The sequence below is a fragment of the Pseudofrankia sp. EUN1h genome, from assembly GCF_001854645.1.
Classification (GTDB): Bacteria; Actinomycetota; Actinomycetes; order Frankiales; family Frankiaceae; genus Pseudofrankia; species Pseudofrankia saprophytica.
Genome location: NZ_MBLN01000075.1, coordinates 68,255 through 89,210 on the forward strand (window position 1 = coordinate 68,255; position 20,956 = coordinate 89,210).

Sequence of the window (20,956 nt, forward strand, 5' to 3'; positions counted from 1 at the left end):
TTGGGGATGAGACGATCATGTATCCGGAACTGACCGGCCCGCTGCTGGTCCTGCTGGTCGCGGCCGCGGTCGCGCTGATCACGGTGGGGGTCATCCGCCCGTTCCTGCGCAGGCTCGCGCTGCGCCAGGTGTCGCGCCGGCCGCTGGAGGCGGTGCTCGTCATCGCCGGCTCGCTGCTCGGTACGGCGATCATCGTCGGCAGCTTCGCGGTCGGTGACACGATCGACCACTCGGTGCGGACCACGGCGTTCCGCACGCTGGGGCCGGTCGACGAGGAGGTCTACTCCGACGACCTGGCGCGCGGCGACGAGGCGGCGCGGCGTCTGGCGGCGCTGCGCGCCGACCCGGACGTCGACGGGCTGCTCACCGTGGTCATGGACAAGTCGGCGGTCAGCCGCGGCGACGGCGCGGCGCGCGTCGCCGAGCCGCAGGCGCAGGTCCTCGAGACCGACTTCGCCGCCGCCGCGGACTTCGGCGGCCGGGGCGCCGACGGCCGGGACGGCAGCCACCTGTCCGGCGCGGGTCCGGCGCCCGGCTCCGCCGTCGTCAACGCCGACCTGGCCGACTCCCTGGGCCTGCGGCCGGGCGACACCCTCACCGCCTATCTGTACGGCCGGCCGACGGCGCTGCGGGTCGAGCGGGTGGTGCCGGCCCGGGGGCTGGCCTCGCTGGGGTTCGCCAACGTCAACCGCGACCTGTTCGTCGCCCCCGGCACGCTCGCGGCCGCCGCGGCCCAGGCGGGCGGTGACAGCACCCCCTCGACGATCACGCTCGTGTCCAACCGGGGCGGCGTCGAGTCGGGCAGCGCGCTCACCGACGTCGTCGAGAAGAAGATCCGCGCCGCGCTCGGCGGGCTGACGACGTCCGGCGCGCAGGTGACGACGCCGAAGAAGGACGCGCTCGCGACCGCCGAGGACGTCGCCGGCCAGCTTGGCTCGTTGTTCCTGTTCATCGGCAGCTTCAGCATCATCGCCGGCGTCCTGCTGCTGGTGAACGTGTTCGTGATGCTCACCGACGAGCGGCGTGGCCAGCTGGGGATGCTGCGCGCGATGGGGATGCGCCGACGGCGGTTGATCAGCGCCTTCCTGCTGGAGGGCAGCGTCTACGGCGTCGTGGCGGCGGCGCTCGGCGTGGCCGCCGGCATCGGGGTCGGCTGGGCGGTGGTGCTGGTCGCGGCGCGGATCTTCGCGGCCTTCCAGGACGGCGGCAACGCGCTGGAGCTGACCTTCGCCGTCACCCCGACCAGCCTGTTCAACGGCTTCGCCGTGGGCTTCCTGATCGCGTTCGCCACGATCGCGGCGACCAGCGCGCGGGTCAGCCGCCTCAACATCATCGCCGCGATCCGGGATCTGCCAGACGGGGCGGGCCGCAGGCCGCGTCGGTCGCTGCTCGTCGGTTCGATGCTGCTCGCGGTGCTGTGCGCGGCCGCCGCGGTCCCGGCGGTCGCCAGCAGCGAAGGTGTGACGACCTACCTGTTCCCCGCACTGGCCGTGCTGTTCGCCGTGCCGCTGGCGCGCCGGTTCGCCGGCACCCGGGCGGTCGCGACCGTCGCGTCGGCGCTGGTGCTGGCCTGGGGGCTGCTCGCGAACGTCGCGCGCCCGGACGTGTATGACAACGGCTCGACCGCCACCTACGTCGTTCTCGGCGTCATGGTCACGGGGGCGGCGGTGGTGCTGCTGTCGGTGAACCAGGACATCGTGCTGCGCCCGCTGCGCCTGCTCACCTCGCGGGCGGGGGAGACGGGCCTGGCCGCCCGGCTCGCGGTGACCTACCCGACGTCGCGGAAGTTCCGTACCGGCGCGACGCTGCTCATGTACTCCCTGATCATCTTCACCCTTGTGATCATCACCGAGATCGGCGCCATCATCGGCGCCGGCACCGACCAGGCGGTCGTCGAGGCGTCCGCCGGCTACGCGATCCGGGCGGACATGGCCCCGTCGACGCCGATCGGCGACCCGATGCGCGCGCTGCGCTCGGGTGACCTGGCCTCCCAGATCACCGAGGTGACCCCGCTGACGATCGGCCGGGGCACCTCGGACGACCCCACCGGGCGTACGGACACCCCGTTGCCGGTCGTGCTGATCGGGCTGCCCGTGGCCGCCGCTACCAGCCATCCGCTCGCCCTCGACGCGTGGCTGCCATCCCTGGGCGCCGACGAGGCGGCGGCATGGCGCAGGATCGTCGCCGACCCCCGCTACGTCGTGCTCGACCCGTACTTCAACAGCACCACCGGCCCGAACACCGACCAGGTCAAGCCGGGCGCCACCATCACCCTGACCGACCCGGCGACCGGCCGGGACGAGAAGAARATCATCGCGGCGAAGGTCAAGAACGCCCTGCCCTACTACTCCTTCCCGGGACAGCCGCCGGCCTATCCCGTGTTCGCGGGCGCGGACACCGTACGGGCGATCTACGGCGACCGCGCGCAGGACACCAGCCTGCTCATCCGCGCCGCACCCGGGGTGAGCGACGAGAGGCTCGCCGCCACCCTGCAGGGCCGGTTCCTGGCCAACGGGCTGATCGCCAACCGGATCGAGCGCGACGTCCGGCGCACCTTCGCCGCCAACGTGAGCTTCTTCCGCCTCATGCAGGGCTACCTCGCGCTGGGCCTGCTCGTCGGCATCATCGGCCTGGGCGTCGTCATGGTGCGCGCCGTGCGCGAGCGGCGCCGCACGATCGGCATCCTGCGGGCGCTGGGAGTGCGTTCCCGGACGGTCACGGCGGCCTTCCTCGGTGAGAGCGCGTTCGTCGCGGTCGAGGGGATCGTGCTGGGCGCCGGACTGTCCCTGCTCACCTCGTGGCTGATGTACACCAACAGCCCGGCCTTCGGCGGCCTCGACGTCGGATTCCCGATCGACTGGCTGACCATCGGCCCGACCGTCGGCGCGACCCTCGTCGCGTCGCTGCTGGCCAGCGCCGGCCCGGCACGCCGCGCGGCCGCCATCCGCCCCGCCGTCGCCGTCCGCGTCGCCGACTGACAGGGCCAGTCATGTCAACCAGGAGAGGTGGGGCACGATGCGCGCACTGATCGTCTTCGAGTCGATGTTCGGTAACACCAGGGAGATCGCCGAGGCGGTCGCCGCCGGCCTCGCGGAGCGGATGGACACCGAGCTGGTGGAGGTCGGCGCCGCACCCGCCGCCCTGACCGGCGATGTCGACCTGCTGGTCGTCGGCGGCCCCACCCACGCGTTCGGTATGAGCCGGCCGAGTAGCCGACAGGACGCGGCTCGCCAGCTGGCCGACGCCACCAAGGGCGATCCCACCGCGGCCGGCGTGATCTCGACGGGTGTGGGGATCCGGGAGTGGCTGGCCGGCCTGGACCTGGCTCGGCCGGCGCCGGCCGCGGCGGTCTTCGACACACGGATGGGCTCGCGGCTCGCGGGCTCCGCCGCGGCGAAGGCGGCGCGGCTGCTGCGCCGACGCGGCGCGAACGTCGTCGGCCGCCGCAGCTTCTACGTCACCGGCACCCAGGGGCCCCTGCGCGACGGTGAGCGTGACCAGGCCCGCCAGTGGGCGGCGGCCCTCGCCGCGGACCAGGCGGCGGGTGGTGCGGCGGCGGGAGAGACTGCCGGGGTGCCCGATGGCGCGAGGGAGTGAGACCGTGATGAGCCAGAACGGACCGATGAGCCAGAACGGACCATGGATCGCCTGGTTCAAGGAGCTGTCCGTCCACGACGTCGGCCTGGCCGGCGGCAAGGGTGCGAACCTGGGCGAGCTGACCCAGGCCGGCTTCCCTGTCCCGTCCGGCTTCGTCGTCACGTCCGCGGCCTACCTGCGAGCGCTCGCCGAGGGCGGCCTCGCCACGGAGCTCGCCCGGCGGGCGGCCGAGGTGGACCCCGACGACACGGCCGGACTGGCCGCCGAGGCCGCCGATCTGCGGGCGCGCGTACGCGCCGTGCCGGTGCCGGGCGACATCCGTCGGGCCGTCCTGGGCGCCTACCACGAACTCGGCGGCGGTGGCGGCCGGCCGATGCTCGTCGCCGTGCGTTCGTCGGCGACGGCCGAGGACACCGCCGGTACCTCGTTCGCCGGGATGAACCAGACGTTCACCGACGTCCGCGGCGACGACGAGCTGATCGAGCGCGTCCGCGACTGCTGGGCCTCGCTCTACGGCGAGCGGGTCCTGGCCTACCGCGCCGGCCAGGAGAAGGCCGGGCCAGGGTCGGACGCCGCGGAGCCCGCGCTCGCGGTCGTGGTGCAACGGATGGTGAACTCGGAGCGGTCTGGCGTGATGTTCTCCGCCGACCCGGCGAGCGGGGACACCAGCCGGGTGGTGATCGAGGCGGCGTTCGGCCTCGGCGAGGTCGTCGTCGGCGGGCAGGTCGTGCCCGACACCTACATATTGACCAAGGACGGCGGCGCGGGCGGGCCGGCRCTGCTGGACGCGCGGGTCGGGCGGCAGAGCCACCAGATCGTGCGCGGGCCGGACGGCCATGACACCCGGGTCGAGCTGACCGAGACCGAGGGCTCGCGCCGGGTTCTTTCCGGCGAGGAGGCCGTCGAGCTCGCCCGCCTGGCCGTCCGGGTCGAACGGCACTACGGCGCGCCGCAGGACATGGAATGGGCCGTCGAGACAGGCCAGACCTACCTCGTGCAGTCCAGGCCGATCACCGCCATGGGAACGCGGGAGGCCGACGGCGCCGCGGCGGCCGACCAACCAGGTGGCGCCCCCTGGGAACCGCGTGCCGCGGTGGCGCCTGGCGGCACGCGTCCCGGCGATGCCAGCGGTGGCAGTGGTAGCGACGGTGCTGGCGGAGCGCCGCTGCTGACCGGGCTCGCCGGCTCGCCCGGGMGGGCGAGCGGGCGGGTACGTATCCTGCGCTCCCCGGAAGACGAGGACCAGTTCCGTGACGGCGAGGTGCTCGTCGCCGAGATGACCTCGCCCGACTGGGTGCCGGTGATGCGCCGGGCCGCGGCGATCGTCACCGACAGCGGCGGCATGACCTGCCACGCGGCGATCGTCGCCCGCGAGATGGGCGTGCCCTGCGTGGTCGGCGCCCGGGTCGCGACGTCGACGCTGTCCGCGGGGCAGATGGTCACCGTCGACGGCGCGCGCGGCGAGGTGCATGCCGGCGAGCTCGTCGCTCCGGCCGCCGCGGGTGCCGTCGCCGTCGCGGCGGAGAGGCCCACGGCTGCGGCGGCGCAGCCGGCTCTGGCGGTCGAGACGACCGCGACGAGGCTCTACGTGAACCTGGCGGTCGCCGAGCGCGCCGAACAGGTCGCGGCGCTGCCCGTCGACGGCGTCGGCCTGCTGCGTGCCGAGTTCATGATCGCGGATGCGCTCGGCGGCCAACACCCCCGCCACCTGCTCGCCTCCGGTGGGCGGGCCGAGTTCGTCGAACGGATGTCGGCCTCGCTGCTGCGGATCGTCCGCGCCTTCGCGCCGCGGCCGGTGATCTACCGGGCGACCGACTTCCGGACGAACGAGTTCCGCGGCCTGCGCGGCGGAGAGCGGTATGAGCCGGTCGAGGCGAACCCGATGATCGGCTACCGCGGCTGCTACCGCTACATCCGCGACCCCGAGGTGTTCGCGCTGGAGCTGGAGGTGCTCGCCAAGGTCCGGGAGGCCTCGCCGAACCTGCACCTGATGATCCCGTTCGTGCGCACCCGCTGGGAGCTGGCAGCCTGCCTGGAGGCCGTGGATCGCAGCCCCCTGGGCGATCACCGCCGTGACCTGCACCGGTGGGTGATGGCCGAGGTCCCGTCGGTCGCCTACTGGATCCCCGAGTACGCAAAGCTCGGCATCGACGGCGTCTCGATCGGCTCGAACGACCTGACACAGCTCATGCTGGGTGTCGACCGCGACTCCGAGACCTGCGCCGAGCTGTTCGACGAGTCCGACCTGGCGGTGCTCGACGCGATCGGGCGGATCATCACCTCCTGCCGGGAAGCCGGCATCACGTCGTCACTGTGCGGGCAGGCGCCGTCGACCCATCCCGAGTTCGCCGAGCGGCTCGTGCGTCTTGGCATCACGTCGATCTCGGTCAACCCGGACGCCGTGGACACCGTCCGGCACACCGTTGCCGCCGCCGAGCGCCGCCTGGTGCTCGATGCGGCCCTGGGGCACACCATGGGACCAGGCCCGGCGACGAGGGCGGCAGCAAGCCCAGGACGTCCTGCGTGAATCCTGCGCGGGGCCACGTCGGCCGGCGATGTGATGCCTGGCCTCACTCATCGATTCCCCTGCCGCCGCGCGCCGCGCCGGCGGTGCGATGAATCCCGGTCCGGTGCCGCCAGGCGCCACTGACCGGATCACCGCCGGTCCTGATCCCGTCGCGGTGACCGATCCGCGGGAACCACTCGCGCTGCTGTTGCGTGACCTGCGTGCCGGGCGGGGCGGCCTGTCCGAGCGGGAGGCGGCGCGGCGACTGGTCAGCGCCGGGCCGAACGAGCTGTCCCGGCGGCGCGGGCGCACCTGGCCGCGGGAGATCGCCCGCCAGCTGATCCATCCGCTGGCGCTGCTGCTGTGGCTCGCCGCGGTCCTCGCCGCGGTGTCCGGCTCGGCGGCGCTGGCCGTCGCGATCGTCGTCGTCGTGCTGCTCAACGCCGCCGTCGCGTTCGTCCAGGAACAGCACGCGGAGAAGGCGGTCGAGGCGCTCGCCGCCTTCCTGCCGCCGCTGGCGACCGTGCTGCGCGACGACGCCGAGCGCCGGGTGCCGGTGCGGGAGATCGTGCCCGGGGACGTGCTGGTGATCGGCGAGGGCGACCGGGTGGCGGCCGACGCGCGGCTGCTCGACGGCTACGTCGAGGTCGACATGTCGATGCTGACCGGCGAGTCGGTGCCGGTCGCCCGGTCGGCGACCGAGGCGCCGGACACCGGGCCGCTGCTCGCCGCGGAGGACCTCGTCTTCTCCGGCACCTCCTGCACGGCGGGGTCCGCGCGGGTGCTGGTCGTCGCGACCGGGATGAACACCGAGATCGGCCGGCTCGCCGCGTTGTCGGAGCGGGTCCAGCGCGATGAGAGCCCGCTGGAGCGCCAGGTTCGCCGGGTCGCCTGGCTGATCGCGGCGGTCGCGGTCGGGGTCGGCGTCGCGTTCCTGCCGATCGGGCTGGCCGCCGGGCTGCCGTTCGGTGAGGCGCTCACCTTCGCGATCGGCCTGCTCGTCGCGAACGTGCCCGAGGGCCTGCTGCCGACGATCACCCTGGCGCTCGCGGTCGGCGTGCGGGTGCTGGCCCGGCGTGGCGCGGTCGTGCGCCGGCTTTCCGCGGTCGAGACCCTTGGTTCCACCACTGTCATCTGCACGGACAAGACCGGCACCCTCACCGAGAACCGGATGCGTCCCGTCCGGCTGTGGACCACCGCGGGAGACCTGCCCGTCGACGGCGTGAACTGGGCGGCGTCGGCTGACGGCGGGTCGTCGGTGGACCGTTCGTCGCGGGTGCTGGCGGCGCTTGGGGCGGCGTTGGCGAGTTGCTCGGACGCGCAGCTCGCCGGCGACACGTACCAGACCGGCGGGCAGGTCCCGTCCGGGCGGCCTGGCCCGGACGACGCGCCACCCGGGCCGCCCAGGCAGGGCACCGAGCTCAGCAAGCGCGACGACGAGAGCGAGGACCGCGGGGACGAGGACCGCGGGGACCCCACCGAGATCGGGCTGCTGCGGGCGGCCGCCTGGCTGGGGGCGGACACGGGGCGCGCCGTGCGGCTCGCGCGGCGGTGCCTTCAGGCGCCGTTCGACCCGAGGCTGCGCCGGATGACCACGGTCGACGAGACCGCGCCGGGCCGGTTCGCCGCGTTCGTCAAGGGCGCTCCGGAGGCAGTGCTCGAGCGTTGCGAGACACTCGCGACCCCGGACGGCGGTGCCCGACCGCTCGCCGCGGCCGACCGAGACCAGGTCGCGGCGCTGCTCGCCGCTCTGGCGGCGGACGGGTTGCGGGTGCTCGCGATCGCCGACCGGGAGCTGCCCGCCCTGCCCGCCACGGGGCCCGACCATCGCGAATGGCGCGACGGCGTGGAGAGCGGGCTGCGGCTGCTTGGGGTCGTCGCGCTCGCCGACCCGCCGCGGGCGGGCGTCGCCGACGCGGTCGCGGCCTGCCACCGGGCGGGCATCCGGATCAACGTCGTCACCGGCGACCACGGGCTGACCGCCGCGGCCGTCGCCCGCCAGGTCGGTATCGGCGGGCAAGGTACCGCCGGGCTGAGAATCGTCGCTGCCGAAGAGCTCGACACCCTGCCCGAGAGCGAGCTCGACGAGCTGCTGCGCGATGACCGGGAACTGGTCTTCGCCCGCAGTTCCCCGGAGACCAAGCTGCGGATCGCCGACGCGCTGCGCGACCTCGGGCAGGTGGTCGCCATGACCGGCGACGGCGTGAACGACGCCCCTGCCCTGCGCCGCGCCGACATCGGCATCGCGATGGGCCGCTCCGGCACCGACGTCGCCCGCGAGGCATCCACTATGGTGCTGACCGACGACGACTTCGCCACCATCGTCGCCGCGATCCGGGCCGGCCGGCAGGTCTACGACAACGTCCGCAAGTTCGTGCTGTACATCTTCGCCCACGCCGTGCCGGAGGTCGTCCCGTTCCTGGTGTTCGCGCTGTCCGGCGGCGCGGTGCCGCTGCCACTGACGGTCCTGCAGATCCTCATGATCGACCTGGGCACGGAGACGCTGCCGGCGCTCGCGCTCGGCCGCGAGCCCGCCGAGCCCGGACTGATGTCCCGGCCACCCAGGCCGCGCCGCGAAGGTGTCATCCGCCCGGCGATGCTGCTGCGCGCCTGGGGAATCCTCGGCGTGCTGTCGGCCGTCCTGGTCCTGGCCGCGTTCTTCGTCGTTCTGGGCCGCGGGGGCTGGCACCCCGGCGACCCGGTGGGCGCCGGGGACCCGTTGCACCACATCTACCTCGAGGCGACGACGATGAGCTTCCTCGCGATCGTCGCCTGCCAGATCGGCACCGCGCTGGCCGCCCGCACCGAGCATGCGGCGCTACGTGAGGTCGGCCTGTTCAGCAACCGGCTCCTGCTCTACGGCATCGCCTTCGAGATCGCGTTCGCCGCCGCCGTCGTCTACCTGCCGTTCCTGCACCCCGTGCTCGATACCGTCGCCGTCAGCCCGTCGAACCTGATCTTCCTGCTGCCCATGCCCATCATCGTCTGGGGTGCTGACGAGCTCTGGCGAGCCGCCCGCCGCCGACGTGCCCAGCGACAGCCCGTCACTCACTGAACGAGCCGCCACCATCCGGCGGCGGGCAGGTGCAAAGACGTGGTCCGCTCGGGAGTCCGGCATGCATTGCGGCGTGTTGACTTCAGCTGGCGAGACGCAGAAGCGCGTCCATCGGGCCAGGTGATCGGTGTGCTGGTGGTCGAGTCGCTGTCTGGACGAACCGCTGTCTGGACGAATCGCTACCCGTGGCCTCGGATGATGGCGGTGGGGCAGGAGACACGGGCCAGGCACTGATGGGCGGTGCTGCCCAGCGACAGAGCTGGGAACCCGCCGGCGCCGCGTGCGCCGAGAACCAGCAACTGGGCGTCCCCGGCGGCCTCGAGCAGGAGCGTTGCCGCGGCCCCGCCGGCCACCGACATCGGCTCGACGGGAGGTGCGCCAGGMATGGTCCGAACGCCGGCCACGACGCGGCGGACCGAGTCGACCGGGTCGAGTACCGCATGGGTCCGTGCCGCGGCGACCGGCGCCCACCCGCCCCCGCGCCCGCCGCGGCCGGTCGCGGCCACCGCTCCAACGGGCGCCCAGGGAAGGGCCGACGTCCGATTGATCACGGGAATCGTCATCGGTACCCGGCTCTGTGCCGGCGCAGTGCCCCGGACGGCCGCGACGTGCAGGACACGCAGCGGCACCCTCCGGAGGGCGGCTTCGCCGGCCGCCCAGCGGGCCGCGATCGCGGAGGCGCGCGAGCCGTCGACACCGACGAGAACCGGCTTCCCTGCCCGGTGTCGCGAGCGCGCCGTACCGGCGTCTGGCGGGACGACCACAAGCGGAATTGGAGCCTCGTGGGCGCATGCGTCGCCGACTGGGCCGGCCAACGCCCACCGCGTGGCAGCCCGCGGCTCGGCGCCTATGACCAGCAGTCCGGCGTCGAACGATTCCTGGAGAAGCGCGTGCGCGGCGGTGCTGTAGACCGTGCGTTCGTCAACGGGGACCTGAGCGCCGCTCAGCCGCAGGCGGTCGCCACCGGTACTGGCATACCGAGCGGCGGCGACCAGCCGCCGTAGCACCTTGTCGGCGGCCGCGGCCAGGTCCTCGAGCCCGGGCGAGGTGGCGATCGCGTCGACCTCGGCCGGGCGACTGTCGTCCGCCCATGCCAGTACGGCCCGCACCCGGACTCCCCGCCGGGACGCGTCGTCGAGTGCCCACGCGAGCGCCGCGGCGGACCCGGGAGAAGCGTCGACCCCGACGACGATCTCGGTGCGCATGGCGATCTCTCTTTCCGCGACGGTTCCGCCGGTATTCGCGAGGGAATGAGGAGAGCCAGGGCACGTTCGGTGACGCTTTCTGGCGCGTGCTCGGCATGCTGGCGGGAGAGCCGGTGAGGCCGGCTCGGTGCCGGTGGCGGCTCACGTCCCGGCGTCGAAAACCACGACGTCGTCGCGGTGGCAACCCTCGAGACCTCCTCCTGTGCTGGTATGACGGTCTCGCGGCGGCGGCTGCCCCATCAGAGGCTGGGCGTGCCCCCGCGCTGGGTCGTTCGGCCTGTCGCTTGGGGTCCACCCATGGGCCGAGTGGCACGGGTCGACGTTTCCCGAGTGGACCGGGCGGCTACAACGTTAGGCCCGGTCATCTTTCCGGAAGCTGTCTGCCCAATTATTCTGCAGATCATGAAAAATGTGCGGGTGTTCCTCCTCGACGACTACGAGATTGTATGGCGTGGTATCTCGTAAAAGACCGTGAAGAACCACTTCTCCGCAATTCTGGCGAAGCTCGGACTGGCCAGCCGTACCCAGGCGGCCGTCTTCGCCACCAACGCCAGGACCAGCAACCTTGTGTCACCCGAGTGGCCTTCGATGATGCCGTCGCCGTCAGTCCCTGGGTAACGACTCCTTGGTCTCCGAGCGGGAGTCCGTGGCGCGGGCCACCATCTGGACGATGGCAGCGCGGCCGGGCAGGTGGTCAACCGCCCGTCCTCGTCCACGAACAGATCCGAAAATGATCGAAAATTGCCGGACAGGGAGAGTGGGTCATGGGCGCGCTACGTGTGCTCGTCGGGGTGGACGGTTCTCCTGGTTCCGAGGTGGCGTTGCGCTGGGCCCTCCGGGAGGCGGCACTGTGGTCCGCCGCGAGGATCGACGGCGGCCACGACGGTGGAGCACCGATAGTTACCTCGCTGCTGTCCTGGACCACGCAGGAGCCGTTCGGTGGCGTGCTGCGCGCGGCGACGACTTCTGATTCCGAGACCCTTGCTCAGGCGGGGAGACGGAGGTTGGAGCGCTCGATCGAGCGAGTTGGCGGGGCGGTCCCGTCGGTCGACCTACACCGGTTGGTCGTCCCCGGTGAGCCGGTTTCGGCGCTCGTCGAGGCGGCTGGTGGCGCCGACATGATCGTCGTGGGGAGGCACAGGCACGGGCCGTTCCGTCGCGTGAACATCGGTTGCGTCACCCAAGGCGTCGTTTACCACGCTCCCGTTCCGGTCGTCGTCACCCGCCCAGCGGGCGACAGCGATGACGACGACGGGCTTGCCGGGCGGCTCGACGATGATCGACGCGCGGTCGTCGTCGGGGTCGATGGTTCGGAACTGTCGTTGGTGGCGCTGCGCTGGGCGGCACAGGCCGCTGCCATCAGGCAGGTGCCGTTGCGGGTGTTGCATGCCTGGGGCTGCTATGACCCGCTGTATGCAGACGTGTTTGCCGCCGCGGAGGATTCGTTGGCCAGGAAGGCCGACGAGATCGTCGATCAGGCGGTGAAGTTCGGTTTGGGCGACGCGTCTGATGTCACCGTCGAGCCGGTCGTCTCGTCTGAGTCGGGCATTCGTGCCCTGCTGCGCGAATCGGAGCAGGCTCAGTTGCTCGTGGTCGGCAGCCGCGGCCTTGGCGGCTTTGAGCGCCTGTTGCTCGGTTCTGTGAGCCACCAGTGCGTCGTGCACGCCGCCTGCGACGTCGCCGTCGTCCGTAACGACCGCCAGTCACCTCAGGATGTCGTGGCCCACGGCGAGAGGTAGGAGCGGAACAACGGCTACGCGGTCGATTGGCCCGTCGAGCCCGTCGAGCCCGTCGAGCCCGTCAAGCGCCGGCCGAGTGGGCCGGAGACGCGGGGGACATGTCCCTGGATGACCGATCGGTCGTAGGTGTCGGGCGAGATGGCGATCGTCAGTATGYCGGTGCTCGCGCTGCGCGCGTGTGTCAAAGGCACGGGTTGAGCGACATCGCGGTGCCACGTGCCTGGCCGCCGGCTGCCGTGGCTGGCGGGAGACGGTTGCCCAGGCAGGCTTCGTTGATATCGGCGGTCGGTAGTCCGAGTAGGTTGCCCTGGCCATAGGTGATGCCGGAGGCGACAACGGCGTCCAGCTCGGCGGTCGACTCGATGCCCTCGGCCACGACGCGTCCCCCGATCTCGGCCGCTACCTTCGTGAGCCCGGCGGCCACGGCCCGTCGCGCCGCGTCGAGATGGATTCCATGGGTGATGAAGTAATCCATCTTGATCACTTCGGGCCGCAGGTGCAGGAGCTGTTCTAGTCCCGAATAGCAGCTTCCGACGTCGTCCACCGCGATGTGCGTTCCGTGCCCTCGCAGCACCTCGGTAGCCAGGAGCAGATTGTGGTCGTCGCCGATGTAGTCGTGCTCGGTGATTTCGACGGCTATCCGTTGCGGCGTTCCGGTCTCGACGATGAGGTCGGTCAGTTTGTCGTTCACCGTAGCTGGTGACGCGTTCACGGCGAGGATCACATCGGGTGGCATTGCCGGCAGTGCTCGCAGCGCGTTGCGGATGGCCGCTGTCTCCAACTCGTAGCCCAGACCCACGCTGGCCGCGGCGGCGAACAGGTCCTGCGGTCCGCGAGTGAGCGTCGGGAACCGTGCCAGTCCTTCGACCGCGACGGTTCGTCCGGTGGACAGGTCGACGACTGGCTGGAAGAACATCCGTGGGCCGCCCTGGTCGAGCAGATCGCTGATCTGTCGCCAGAGCGCGCTGCGCGTGTCCCACAGCCTTCTGAGATCGATGACGAACTCGGTGAGGAACGACGCGAGTAGCCGTAGGAACCCACCGTCGCTTTGATGGAGCGAGAGGCAAGGCTGTCGACCGAGGCAGCCGAGCATGCCGTACACCCGTCCCTCGGTGTCGGTGACCGGCGTCGCCGCGTACGAGCCGATGGCGAACTCGTCCACCACGGGCACATGTGAGGTGCGCGGATCCGCCTGAACGTCCGGGATCAGCGACGGGAGATCCCCGGAGAGAACCTTCGCATACAGCGAACCGTCGCGGCGCACGCTGGTACCGAGGCCCAGCCCGAACGCGGAGGTATCGCCGCTGACCACCTGAAGGATCAGCAGATCTCCTTCCAGCCGTCCTAGCCAGGCGAGATCCATGTGCAGTCTGCGCCGCAGAACCTCGAGCAACTCGACGAGTACCGCCCATGGCTCGGCCACCTGAGACCGAGGCCCCAGGCATGACGCGTGGCGCCGCGACCTCAAGTCCACTCCTCTCCGTTACCCCTTGCTGTCGAACCAACACACATCCGCTGCAACGCCGTKACCGGCTCGACGTATGTCCGCGTCCAGGCGGGTCGAGGTGCCAGACGACCGGGCGCAGCCATGTCGGAGGTCCCGACGTGGCTGGTCATCAGCACCCTGCCGGCCCAGACGCGCATGAAGGACGCTCGATATCGCCGGACCGGACGATCACCGGACCGTCCACAATGYCGCCTGTCCGAGCGCACAGCCAGCCGGATCCGCTCGACCGTGCGCGGTGTGGCGGCCGACGAGGGGAGATCGAGGATGTGGTCCGAATGCGACGTGGTCCTGCGCGACGGCGCGATCGCACACCTGCGTCCGGTGCGAGCGGGTGAGGGGACGGGRCTGAAGGCGCTGCATGCCCGGTTGTCGGACCGCAGTAGCTACTTCCGGTTCTTCACGTCCGGCAGGTTGGCGGCCGACCGCTATGTCGACCACCTGGTCGACACCACCGACCCGACGCACGGCGCCCTGGTCGCAGTGGTCGGCGGGCGGCTGGTCGGTGTCGCAGGCTACGAGCTGCTCGCGGATCGGACCCAGGCGGAGATCGCCTTCGCCGTGGAGGAAGCTCAGCACGGCCGGGGCGTCGGAACCCTGCTGCTGGAGCATCTCGCCGCGTACGCCCGTGACCGTGGGGTGACGACGTTCGTCGCGCAGGTCCATGCGGAGAACGTGGCGATGCTGGGGGTCTTCACCAAGGCGGGATTTCCGGTGCGCCGGCACCGCGATGCCGAGGTCGTCGACATCACGTTCCCGGTGATCCCGACCGAAAGCCTGCTCGCTGCCCAGGACAGCCGGGAGAGCGAGGCCGATGTGCGCAGCCTGCGGGCGTTGTTGCGGCCCCGGTCGGTGGTCGTGGTCGGCGCGTCGCAGCGGCCCCGCACCGTCGGTCATGAGGTCGTGCGCAACATCGTGGCGGGTGGCTTTCCCGGTCCGGTGTACGTGGTGAACCCGCATGCCACCGAGGTGGCCGGCGTCACCGCCGTGCCGACCGTGCGTGATCTGCCGGGGCTGGTGGATCTCGCCGTGGTGGCGGTTCCCTCGGCCGTGGCGGGCGAGGTCGTCGAAGACTGCGCGAGCGCCGGCATACGCGCCGTCGTGGTGCTGACGGCGGGATTCGCCGAGGCCGGTGTCGAGGGACGGGCCCGCGAAGCGGAGCTGGTGGCCAGGGCCCGGTCATCCGGGATGCGGATCGTCGGACCGAACTGCATGGGAATCGTCAACACGACGGCTGGGGTGCGGTTGAACGCCACGTTCGCGGTCGCGCCACCGCACGCAGGCCGGGTCGCCGTGGTCTCGCAGTCGGGCGGCCTGGGAATCGCCCTGCTCGAGCAGGCCAGCGCGCTGGGGCTGGGGCTGTCGACGTTCGTCTCGACCGGCAACAAGGCGGACGTCTCCGGCAACGACCTGCTGCTCTGGGCGGAGCAGGACGCGGACACCGACGTCGTCGCGTTGTACCTGGAGTCCTTCGGTAATCCGCGGAAGTTCTCCCGGATTGCCCGGCGGGTGTCCCGCAGCAAGCCGGTGGTGGCGGTCAAGGGCGGCGGCTCGGGGGCCGGGGCGCGCGCGGCCCGGTCGCACACCGCCGCCGCGGTGACGTCACGGACGCACACCGACGCGCTGTTCCGGCAGGCCGGCGTGATCGCGGTCGATGGGCTTGGAGAGCTCCTGGACACGGTGTCGCTCCTCGCGCACCAGCCGCTGCCCGCCGGCAACCGGCTCGCGATCGTTGGCAATGCCGGTGGCCCATGCGTGCTCGCCGCGGACGCGGCCGAGGCGGCCGGACTGACGGTCGCCGAGCTCACGCCCACCACTCAGGCCGAGCTGCGTGCGGTGCTGCCCGCCGGCGCCGCCGTCGCCGGGCCGGTGGACGCCATCGCCTCGGTGTCCGGGCCGGCGTTCGAGAAGGCCCTGCGCGCCGTTCTCGCCGACCCAGGAGTCGATGGCCTGCTGGCCGTCGTCGCGCCGACCCCGCTGACCGAGCCGGACGACCTGCCGGCCGCCGTGCGTGCGGCCGCCGCACACACCGGCAAGCCTGTGCTGGCCGTGCTGCTGGGTCAGGTCGCCCGAGTGACGACGCTGGAGCCATCCGACCGGACGGTCTGCGCGTACAGCGTGCCGGAGGACGCGGTCCGCGCCTTCGCCCGAGCCGCGGGTCACGCCGCATGGCTGGCCCGACCGGTGGGAACCGTCCCGGACCTGACCGGGCTGGACCGCGACCGGGCGCGGRCCATCGTCAACGAAGCCCTCGTAAAGGCTCCGGATGGCTGCTGGCTCCTGGCGGAACACGCCGTCGAGCTCGTCGCCTCCTACGGCATTCCGGTCGCGCCGGTGACCCGGGTGGACTCGCCCGACGCCGCGGCCGCCGCCGCCGCTCAGATCGGCCGGTCGGTCGTCCTCAAGGCGGGCAATCCGGATCTGGTGCACAAGAGCGACCGGGGCGGCGTCGCGCTTGGCCTCACCACCCCGGCGGCCGCTGCCGCGGCCTACGTGAAGATGGCCGCGCTGCTCGGTGACGAGATGGGCGGCGGTCTCATCTCGCCGACAGCCGAGGCCGGGACGGAGACATTGATCGGCGTCGTGCAGGACCCCGCGTTCGGACCGCTTGTCGCGTTCGGGCTTGGTGGCGTCTTCACCGATCTGCTCGCTGACCGTGCCTACCGACTCCTGCCGCTGACGGACGTCGACGCGGCCGAGCTCGTCCGCGAGCCCCGTGGTGCCAGCCGGATCCTCGGCGGATTCCGTGGCGCCGCGGCCGGCGATCGCGCAGCCGTCGAGGACGTGTTGCTGCGCGTCGGCCGCCTCGCCGACGACATCCCTGAGATACGTGAGATGGACGTCAATCCACTCATCGTCACCTCAAACGGAGCGGTGGCTGTCGACATCAAGATCCGCATCGCACCGGCGCTTGACGCCACCGACCCCACCTTGCGGCGGCTTCGCTGAAACCCGTGACCGTCGACCTCGCGGTGAGATCGACAACCTGCCGACGGTGCGCCACCGCGTAGTCGACGATTGCGTCCTCAGGCGCCGGCGAGGTGTTCGAGCACGTCCGACACGGGACGACGCCTGGTCGGCGCCAGTGGGGGAGTGGACGTGTCGGGGTAGCCGACACGAATGATCATTTGCGTGAGGCCGGTGGCTCCGGTCAGTGAGTGGACCAGCGAGCGGGTCGCCTCGATGTCGAGAGCCTGGCCGAGGGGAGAGGTCGCGAGGCCCTCGGTCGTGGCGGTCAGCAGCACGCGGCTGAGTGCCCGGCCAGCGCGTAGGCGGTCGGCGGGGCCGTCGGCGTCGGTGCCGAGGACGAGCACGCCAGGGTGCTCGACTCGGGCGGCGCGCACCCGTTCCCCGGCCTCGTCGGCGTTGGCCGGTTCGCCCCCCGCGCCGCCGGTGAAGTCGCGGGCCGGGAACTCGGAGGGACGCGACTCGGCGCTCGACAGAGCCGCCGGGCGCGGGATGCCGTCGGTGGCCTCCGGGTCGTCGCGGATCCAGGAAGCGAGCTCGGCCTGGTAGCCGGGGTCGTTGCGTTCGATCCAGTCGGCCCTGGCCAGCAGGACCGACAGCTCGATGCGGGCGTCCTCGCTGGTCAGCGACGCGAGCCAGCAGCCTTCTGCCTCGGCGGCCCGGCGCAGCGCGCGCACCTCGTCGATGGACAGCTCCGCCGGGGTGAGCGGGCGGCGGTCGGTGTGCCGGCGGGTGATGGCCTCGGCGAGCTGGGTCTCGTCACCGGTGGGTGGGCGATGGCCGATGATCGTCAATGTGGCCAGCCGGTCGGTGGTGAGGTCGGGGCCGTCGGGGAAGTCGCCGACCTCGACGTCCAGCCCGGCGGCGCGCAGCGACAACCAGCCGTTGAGCAGCGCGGCGCCGCAGCTGACCAGCAGCTGGCGGTGATCGTGGTCGATGACCGGGACGGCCCGGGAGAGGTCGGCGAACAGTTCCAGGGTCTCGTCGCGGAACCGCCATTTCCAGGGCTGGGTGTTGTGGATCGACGGCGCCAGGCCCGCGGCCTCGACCGCCGCGTATACCTGCTCCATCGAGAACGTAGTGCCGCTCGTGACCATGGTCGTCTCCTCGTCCCGCTGCAGCCAACCGAACTTCATCGCCAACCCGGACCGCGACCAGCCCTCGCCCGGGGCATCATCACACGACTGCCCGGGGCTCACCCGGACACGCCGCACTCGTGATCCTGTCAGCTCGGCTCCGGCGTGCTTCGCGAGGAGTGGACGGTCACTGGGCGCCGGCCGCGACGGCCTCGAACGACTGCGCCGCGAGCGCTGCGACGATCCAAGCCTAGATCGGCAGGTGCCGGTCGAAGGTGCGGCCGCCGGACGGCGGTCGACCGGCGGGATGCCCGGCCGTCATCTGCGTCCGTCACCGCTGGATCGCGCTATGCGCGCGCCGCTCCCGGGGCGCGGTCCACGAGGGCGTAACGGACGAAGGCGTGTGCCGACCGGGCGGCCTCGACGTTGTCCGCGGCGACCCGGCCGGTGAAGCCTTCCTGGATCGCGGTCTCGACGGCCTCGAGTGTGACGACGCCGGTCAGCGCGGCGAAGGCGCCGAGCAGGGCAGTGTTCGGCAGCGGGTGCCCGAGCGTGCGCCGGGCGATCTCGGTGGCGGGAACGGTCAGCAGGCGCACGGCCGCCAGGCCATGGTGCGCCGCGAGGTCGTCGAGGCCGAGTTCGTCGACGTCGTGGGAGGAGTTGACGAGGACGTAGCCGTCCGGCCGGATCCCCTCGAGCGTGTCCACCACGTGGAGCAGCGTTGGATCCTGCACGATCAGCGCGTCCGGGTGCAGCACTGGCTCGCGACGGCGGATCGGCGCGTTGTCGACCCGGCAGAACGCGAGCATCGGCGTGCCTGCGCRCTCCGGGCCAAATCCGGCGAATGCCTGCGCGTACCTGCCCTGGGAGAAGGCGGCGGCCGCCAGGGTCTCGGCGGTGGTGACGATCCCCTGCCCGCCGCGTCCGTGGATCCGTACCGTGAACATCTCTACCCCGTTCCTGTTGCTGCCGGGCGCCGAAGGCGCCGCGCCTGACAGCCACGGCGCTGTTGCGAGCCGGTGCCCCCCGACGGTGCACTCCCATCAGCGGCCAGGGCGTCCGGAGCGTCGACGGTCGGGTACCGGCACTATTGACTGTGCGCCATCGGCAAGGCCGGATCGCGGTACGTACGTCCCATCCTCGGGGGACCTGCGGGCACCGGCGCCGACCTCACCTTCCCGAGGTCGCCTTCCCGAGGTCGCCTGTCGCCCTCGTCGCGTACGCGCAGGCCGTCGACCGGCCGGACCGACCACAAAGGGGACCACCGCCGCGGTCAGGGAACACCTCGAAGGGTCGGATCGCCAGGCGGCCCCGTGCCGGCCGGGCCATCCGACGACGGTCCGGTCGGCACGGGTACGGCCTACCAGGGGCCCTGTCACCGGTCGATCGGCGGGGCGAGGCTCTAACCCATAGGAGAAAGGCGGTGTGCATCATGATCCAGGAAAAGACTTGGGCGGTAAGCATCTTCCTGACCGAGGGCGACGGCCTGACACAGGCGGAGGCGGTGCTGTACTCCGGCGCCGACCGTGAGCTGCGCGGCATCGGCCGCGCCCGGTGCGACCCGGACGACTACGAGATCCCCGAGATCGGCGACGAGGTCGCAGCGTCCCGGGCACTGGCGGACCTGGCGCGCAGGTTGCGGAGCACGGCGGCCGGCGACATCGAGGCCGTGACGGGCGTCCACGCCCACGTGCATCCGTGATCCGTGAGATCGCGGAGCGCCAGAGYCACGAAGGACGCCAGGAAGACCCATGGCGCGCCGAGGACTGCCATGAACTACGGAGGCTGAAATGACAGTCACCTACCAGCTGCCGGTCACCGTTTCGCCGGACATGAGCCTCGCGGAGGCTGCCGGGCTGATGGACCGGGCCGGAGTCGGCTCGCTGCTCGTCGTCGACCGCGACGTCCTCGTCGGCATCGTCACCGACCGCGACCTGGTGCTGCGCGCCGTCGCCCGGCGGGTCCCGCACGACAGCCGGATCGACGGCGTGATGACCACCGGTGTGGTTGCCCTGCCCGCGACAGCCGAGCGGGACGAGGTCGTACGGGCCTTCCAGACGCACGCGGTTCGCCGGCTGCCGCTGATGGACGGCGCCCGCGTCGTCGGGCTCGTCACCCTGGACGACCTGCTCATCGACGCGTCGCCGGCGGAACTGCCGCGTCTCGCCGCCCTCGTCCGCCAGGAGGTCCGGCACCCGCACCACGAGGCTGGCCTGCCGGTCCTGGTGCACGCGCCGACCCGGCCGGCGCATGCCGTTGGCGCCGAGCCGGGGCGCCGGCAGGCCAGGGTCGGCGACCAGATCGTCATCCACCGGCACGCGGTTGGCGAACCGGACCGGGACGGGGAAATCCTGGAGGTGCGGCCGCCCGCGGGCGACCCTCCGTTCCGGGTGCGCTGGGCGGACACCGGCAAGGTGACGTTCTTCTACCCGGGTCCGGACGCCGAGGTCCGCCACCTCGTTCACCACTGACCGCCCGAGTGGACGGCGCCGGCCGGGGCGAGACCTTGCGTCTCCCTCCGGTCGGCGTCATGCGTTGCGCGGTGGTGAAGTCGACGGAGCGGTCACGGACCGGCCTATTGAGCTTGTAGATGTGGTCGCCGAGGAAGAACAGCATGGCGGTGTCGGTCTCGACGGTGCGGACCACCGCCTGGCGGCGAGCGGGTTCAGCTGTCAGCGGGGAGCACCGGGGTGAGCCGGAACAGCACGGGTGTCATCGTCGTGGCCGTGGCTTCTCGGTGCGCTGGCAGCCCGCCGGCGAGCGCGCGGACCAGATCGCTGGTCGTGACGACGCCGATCAGGTCACCGGCTGGAGTCGTTACGCAGACGGCGTCGGTGCGATCGGCCGCCATCCGCGCGGCGACGTCGCGCAGGGACGCGTCCCTGCGTACCCGGAGGGGCGGGTGATCGACGAGGTCGCGGACGGACCTGGCGGCGAGTGGGCGGACCATGCACTCGCTGGCCAACCGTCGGTCGTCGATCAGTCCGACCAGCCGGGACCCGTCCACGACTGGTAGGTGGCGGATGCCTGCGTGGATCATCAACTCCCAGGCAAGGAGGATGTCGTCGTCCGGGGTCGTGACCAGGACCCGGGTCGTCATCACCGCATCGACCGGCAGGTCGGCAACGTCGCCCACCGGCGCCCGGAACGTCTCCGAGGCAGAAGGTCGCACGTCTTCTCGGTCGCTGGGGCTGGGGCCGCATTCTCGTGGGTCGGGCTGTGTCCTCACCCGTGCCTCCCCTGGATCAACCGGCCCGGTCCGTCGATGACCGCGGTCGCCGGTTTGCCGACTCCATCGTGAGGCGCC

At 72.0% G+C, this 20,956-nt stretch carries 13 protein-coding genes and 1 pseudogene; 9 read left to right on the forward strand and 5 right to left on the reverse strand.

All coding sequences use genetic code 11. The annotated features are described in order from the left end of the window. The first annotated feature begins 17 nt into the window (after nucleotides 1-17). The 4 genes from BCD49_RS29805 to BCD49_RS29820 all read left to right on the forward strand — a co-directional run bounded on the left by BCD49_RS29805 (nucleotide 18) and on the right by BCD49_RS29820 (nucleotide 9,158). A complete protein-coding gene (locus tag BCD49_RS29805) occupies nucleotides 18-2,978 on the forward strand; it encodes an ABC transporter permease (protein WP_007507128.1) in 2,961 nt (986 codons plus the stop codon). Between the two features lie 37 nt (nucleotides 2,979-3,015). Continuing rightward, on the forward strand, nucleotides 3,016-3,597 hold the full coding sequence (locus BCD49_RS29810) for a flavodoxin family protein (RefSeq protein WP_007507126.1): 582 nt from the start codon (nucleotides 3,016-3,018) through the stop codon (nucleotides 3,595-3,597). Nucleotides 3,598-3,604: 7 nt separating this feature from the next. Next, nucleotides 3,605-6,124, forward strand: a complete 2,520-nt coding sequence (gene ppsA, locus BCD49_RS29815) for a phosphoenolpyruvate synthase (RefSeq protein WP_007507124.1) — start codon at nucleotides 3,605-3,607, stop codon at nucleotides 6,122-6,124. 88 nt (nucleotides 6,125-6,212) lie between these two features. Further along, entirely contained in the window at nucleotides 6,213-9,158 is a 2,946-nt protein-coding gene (locus BCD49_RS29820; RefSeq protein WP_071042157.1) for a cation-translocating P-type ATPase, read from the forward strand. 179 nt (nucleotides 9,159-9,337) lie between these two features. On the opposite strand, the gene BCD49_RS29825 is transcribed toward BCD49_RS29820, so the two are convergent. Further along, on the reverse strand, nucleotides 9,338-10,363 hold the full coding sequence (locus tag BCD49_RS29825; RefSeq protein ID WP_071042158.1) for a universal stress protein: 1,026 nt from the start codon (nucleotides 10,361-10,363) through the stop codon (nucleotides 9,338-9,340). A gap of 465 nt (nucleotides 10,364-10,828) precedes the next feature. Between BCD49_RS29825 and BCD49_RS44360 the strand changes: the two are divergent. Next, nucleotides 10,829-10,981: pseudogene (locus BCD49_RS44360) on the forward strand (LuxR C-terminal-related transcriptional regulator); the annotation flags it as partial. 146 nt (nucleotides 10,982-11,127) lie between these two features. Then, entirely contained in the window at nucleotides 11,128-12,102 is a 975-nt protein-coding gene (locus BCD49_RS29830; RefSeq protein ID WP_007507118.1) for a universal stress protein, read from the forward strand. 181 nt (nucleotides 12,103-12,283) lie between these two features. Here the strand turns inward: BCD49_RS29830 and BCD49_RS29835 are convergent, their stop codons facing one another. Continuing rightward, nucleotides 12,284-13,525: an EAL domain-containing protein gene (locus BCD49_RS29835; RefSeq protein WP_232794046.1), complete on the reverse strand. Its 1,242-nt coding sequence runs from the start codon at nucleotides 13,523-13,525 to the stop codon at nucleotides 12,284-12,286. Between the two features lie 348 nt (nucleotides 13,526-13,873). On the opposite strand from BCD49_RS29835, the gene BCD49_RS29840 reads away from it, so the two are divergent. Continuing rightward, nucleotides 13,874-16,555, forward strand: coding sequence for a bifunctional acetate--CoA ligase family protein/GNAT family N-acetyltransferase (locus tag BCD49_RS29840; protein WP_071042166.1), 2,682 nt, complete (start codon nucleotides 13,874-13,876; stop codon nucleotides 16,553-16,555). 77 nt (nucleotides 16,556-16,632) lie between these two features. On the opposite strand, the gene BCD49_RS29845 is transcribed toward BCD49_RS29840, so the two are convergent. Both BCD49_RS29845 and BCD49_RS29850 read right to left on the reverse strand, forming a co-directional pair. Beyond that, nucleotides 16,633-17,709, reverse strand: coding sequence for an Acg family FMN-binding oxidoreductase (locus BCD49_RS29845; protein WP_335341724.1), 1,077 nt, complete (start codon nucleotides 17,707-17,709; stop codon nucleotides 16,633-16,635). A 287-nt stretch (nucleotides 17,710-17,996) separates the two neighbouring features. After that, complete coding sequence (locus tag BCD49_RS29850) at nucleotides 17,997-18,596, reverse strand: 2-oxoacid:acceptor oxidoreductase family protein (RefSeq protein WP_071042159.1); 600 nt, start codon at nucleotides 18,594-18,596, stop codon at nucleotides 17,997-17,999. Nucleotides 18,597-19,081: 485 nt separating this feature from the next. On the opposite strand from BCD49_RS29850, the gene BCD49_RS29855 reads away from it, so the two are divergent. After that, nucleotides 19,082-19,351, forward strand: a complete 270-nt coding sequence (locus tag BCD49_RS29855; protein WP_035927967.1) for a DUF1876 domain-containing protein — start codon at nucleotides 19,082-19,084, stop codon at nucleotides 19,349-19,351. An 88-nt stretch (nucleotides 19,352-19,439) separates the two neighbouring features. Continuing rightward, entirely contained in the window at nucleotides 19,440-20,120 is a 681-nt protein-coding gene (locus BCD49_RS29860; RefSeq protein WP_007507105.1) for a DUF1918 domain-containing protein, read from the forward strand. A gap of 194 nt (nucleotides 20,121-20,314) precedes the next feature. Here the strand turns inward: BCD49_RS29860 and BCD49_RS29865 are convergent, their stop codons facing one another. Continuing rightward, complete coding sequence (locus tag BCD49_RS29865; RefSeq protein ID WP_157845217.1) at nucleotides 20,315-20,821, reverse strand: CBS domain-containing protein; 507 nt, start codon at nucleotides 20,819-20,821, stop codon at nucleotides 20,315-20,317. Nucleotides 20,822-20,956 lie beyond the last annotated feature (135 nt).

What these genes read in the sequence shown, in the direction of transcription:
- BCD49_RS29855 (WP_035927967.1), top strand. Translation starts at nt 19,082, where the DNA reads ATGATCCAGGAAAAGACTTGGGCGGTAAGCATCTTCCTGACCGAGGGC.
- BCD49_RS29845 (WP_335341724.1), bottom strand. Translation starts at nt 17,709, where the DNA reads ATGAAGTTCGGTTGGCTGCAGCGGGACGAGGAGACGACCATGGTCACG.
- BCD49_RS29830 (WP_007507118.1), top strand. Translation starts at nt 11,128, where the DNA reads ATGGGCGCGCTACGTGTGCTCGTCGGGGTGGACGGTTCTCCTGGTTCC.
- BCD49_RS29810 (WP_007507126.1), top strand. Translation starts at nt 3,016, where the DNA reads ATGCGCGCACTGATCGTCTTCGAGTCGATGTTCGGTAACACCAGGGAG.
- BCD49_RS29820 (WP_071042157.1), top strand. Translation starts at nt 6,213, where the DNA reads ATGAATCCCGGTCCGGTGCCGCCAGGCGCCACTGACCGGATCACCGCC.
- BCD49_RS29860 (WP_007507105.1), top strand. Translation starts at nt 19,440, where the DNA reads ATGACAGTCACCTACCAGCTGCCGGTCACCGTTTCGCCGGACATGAGC.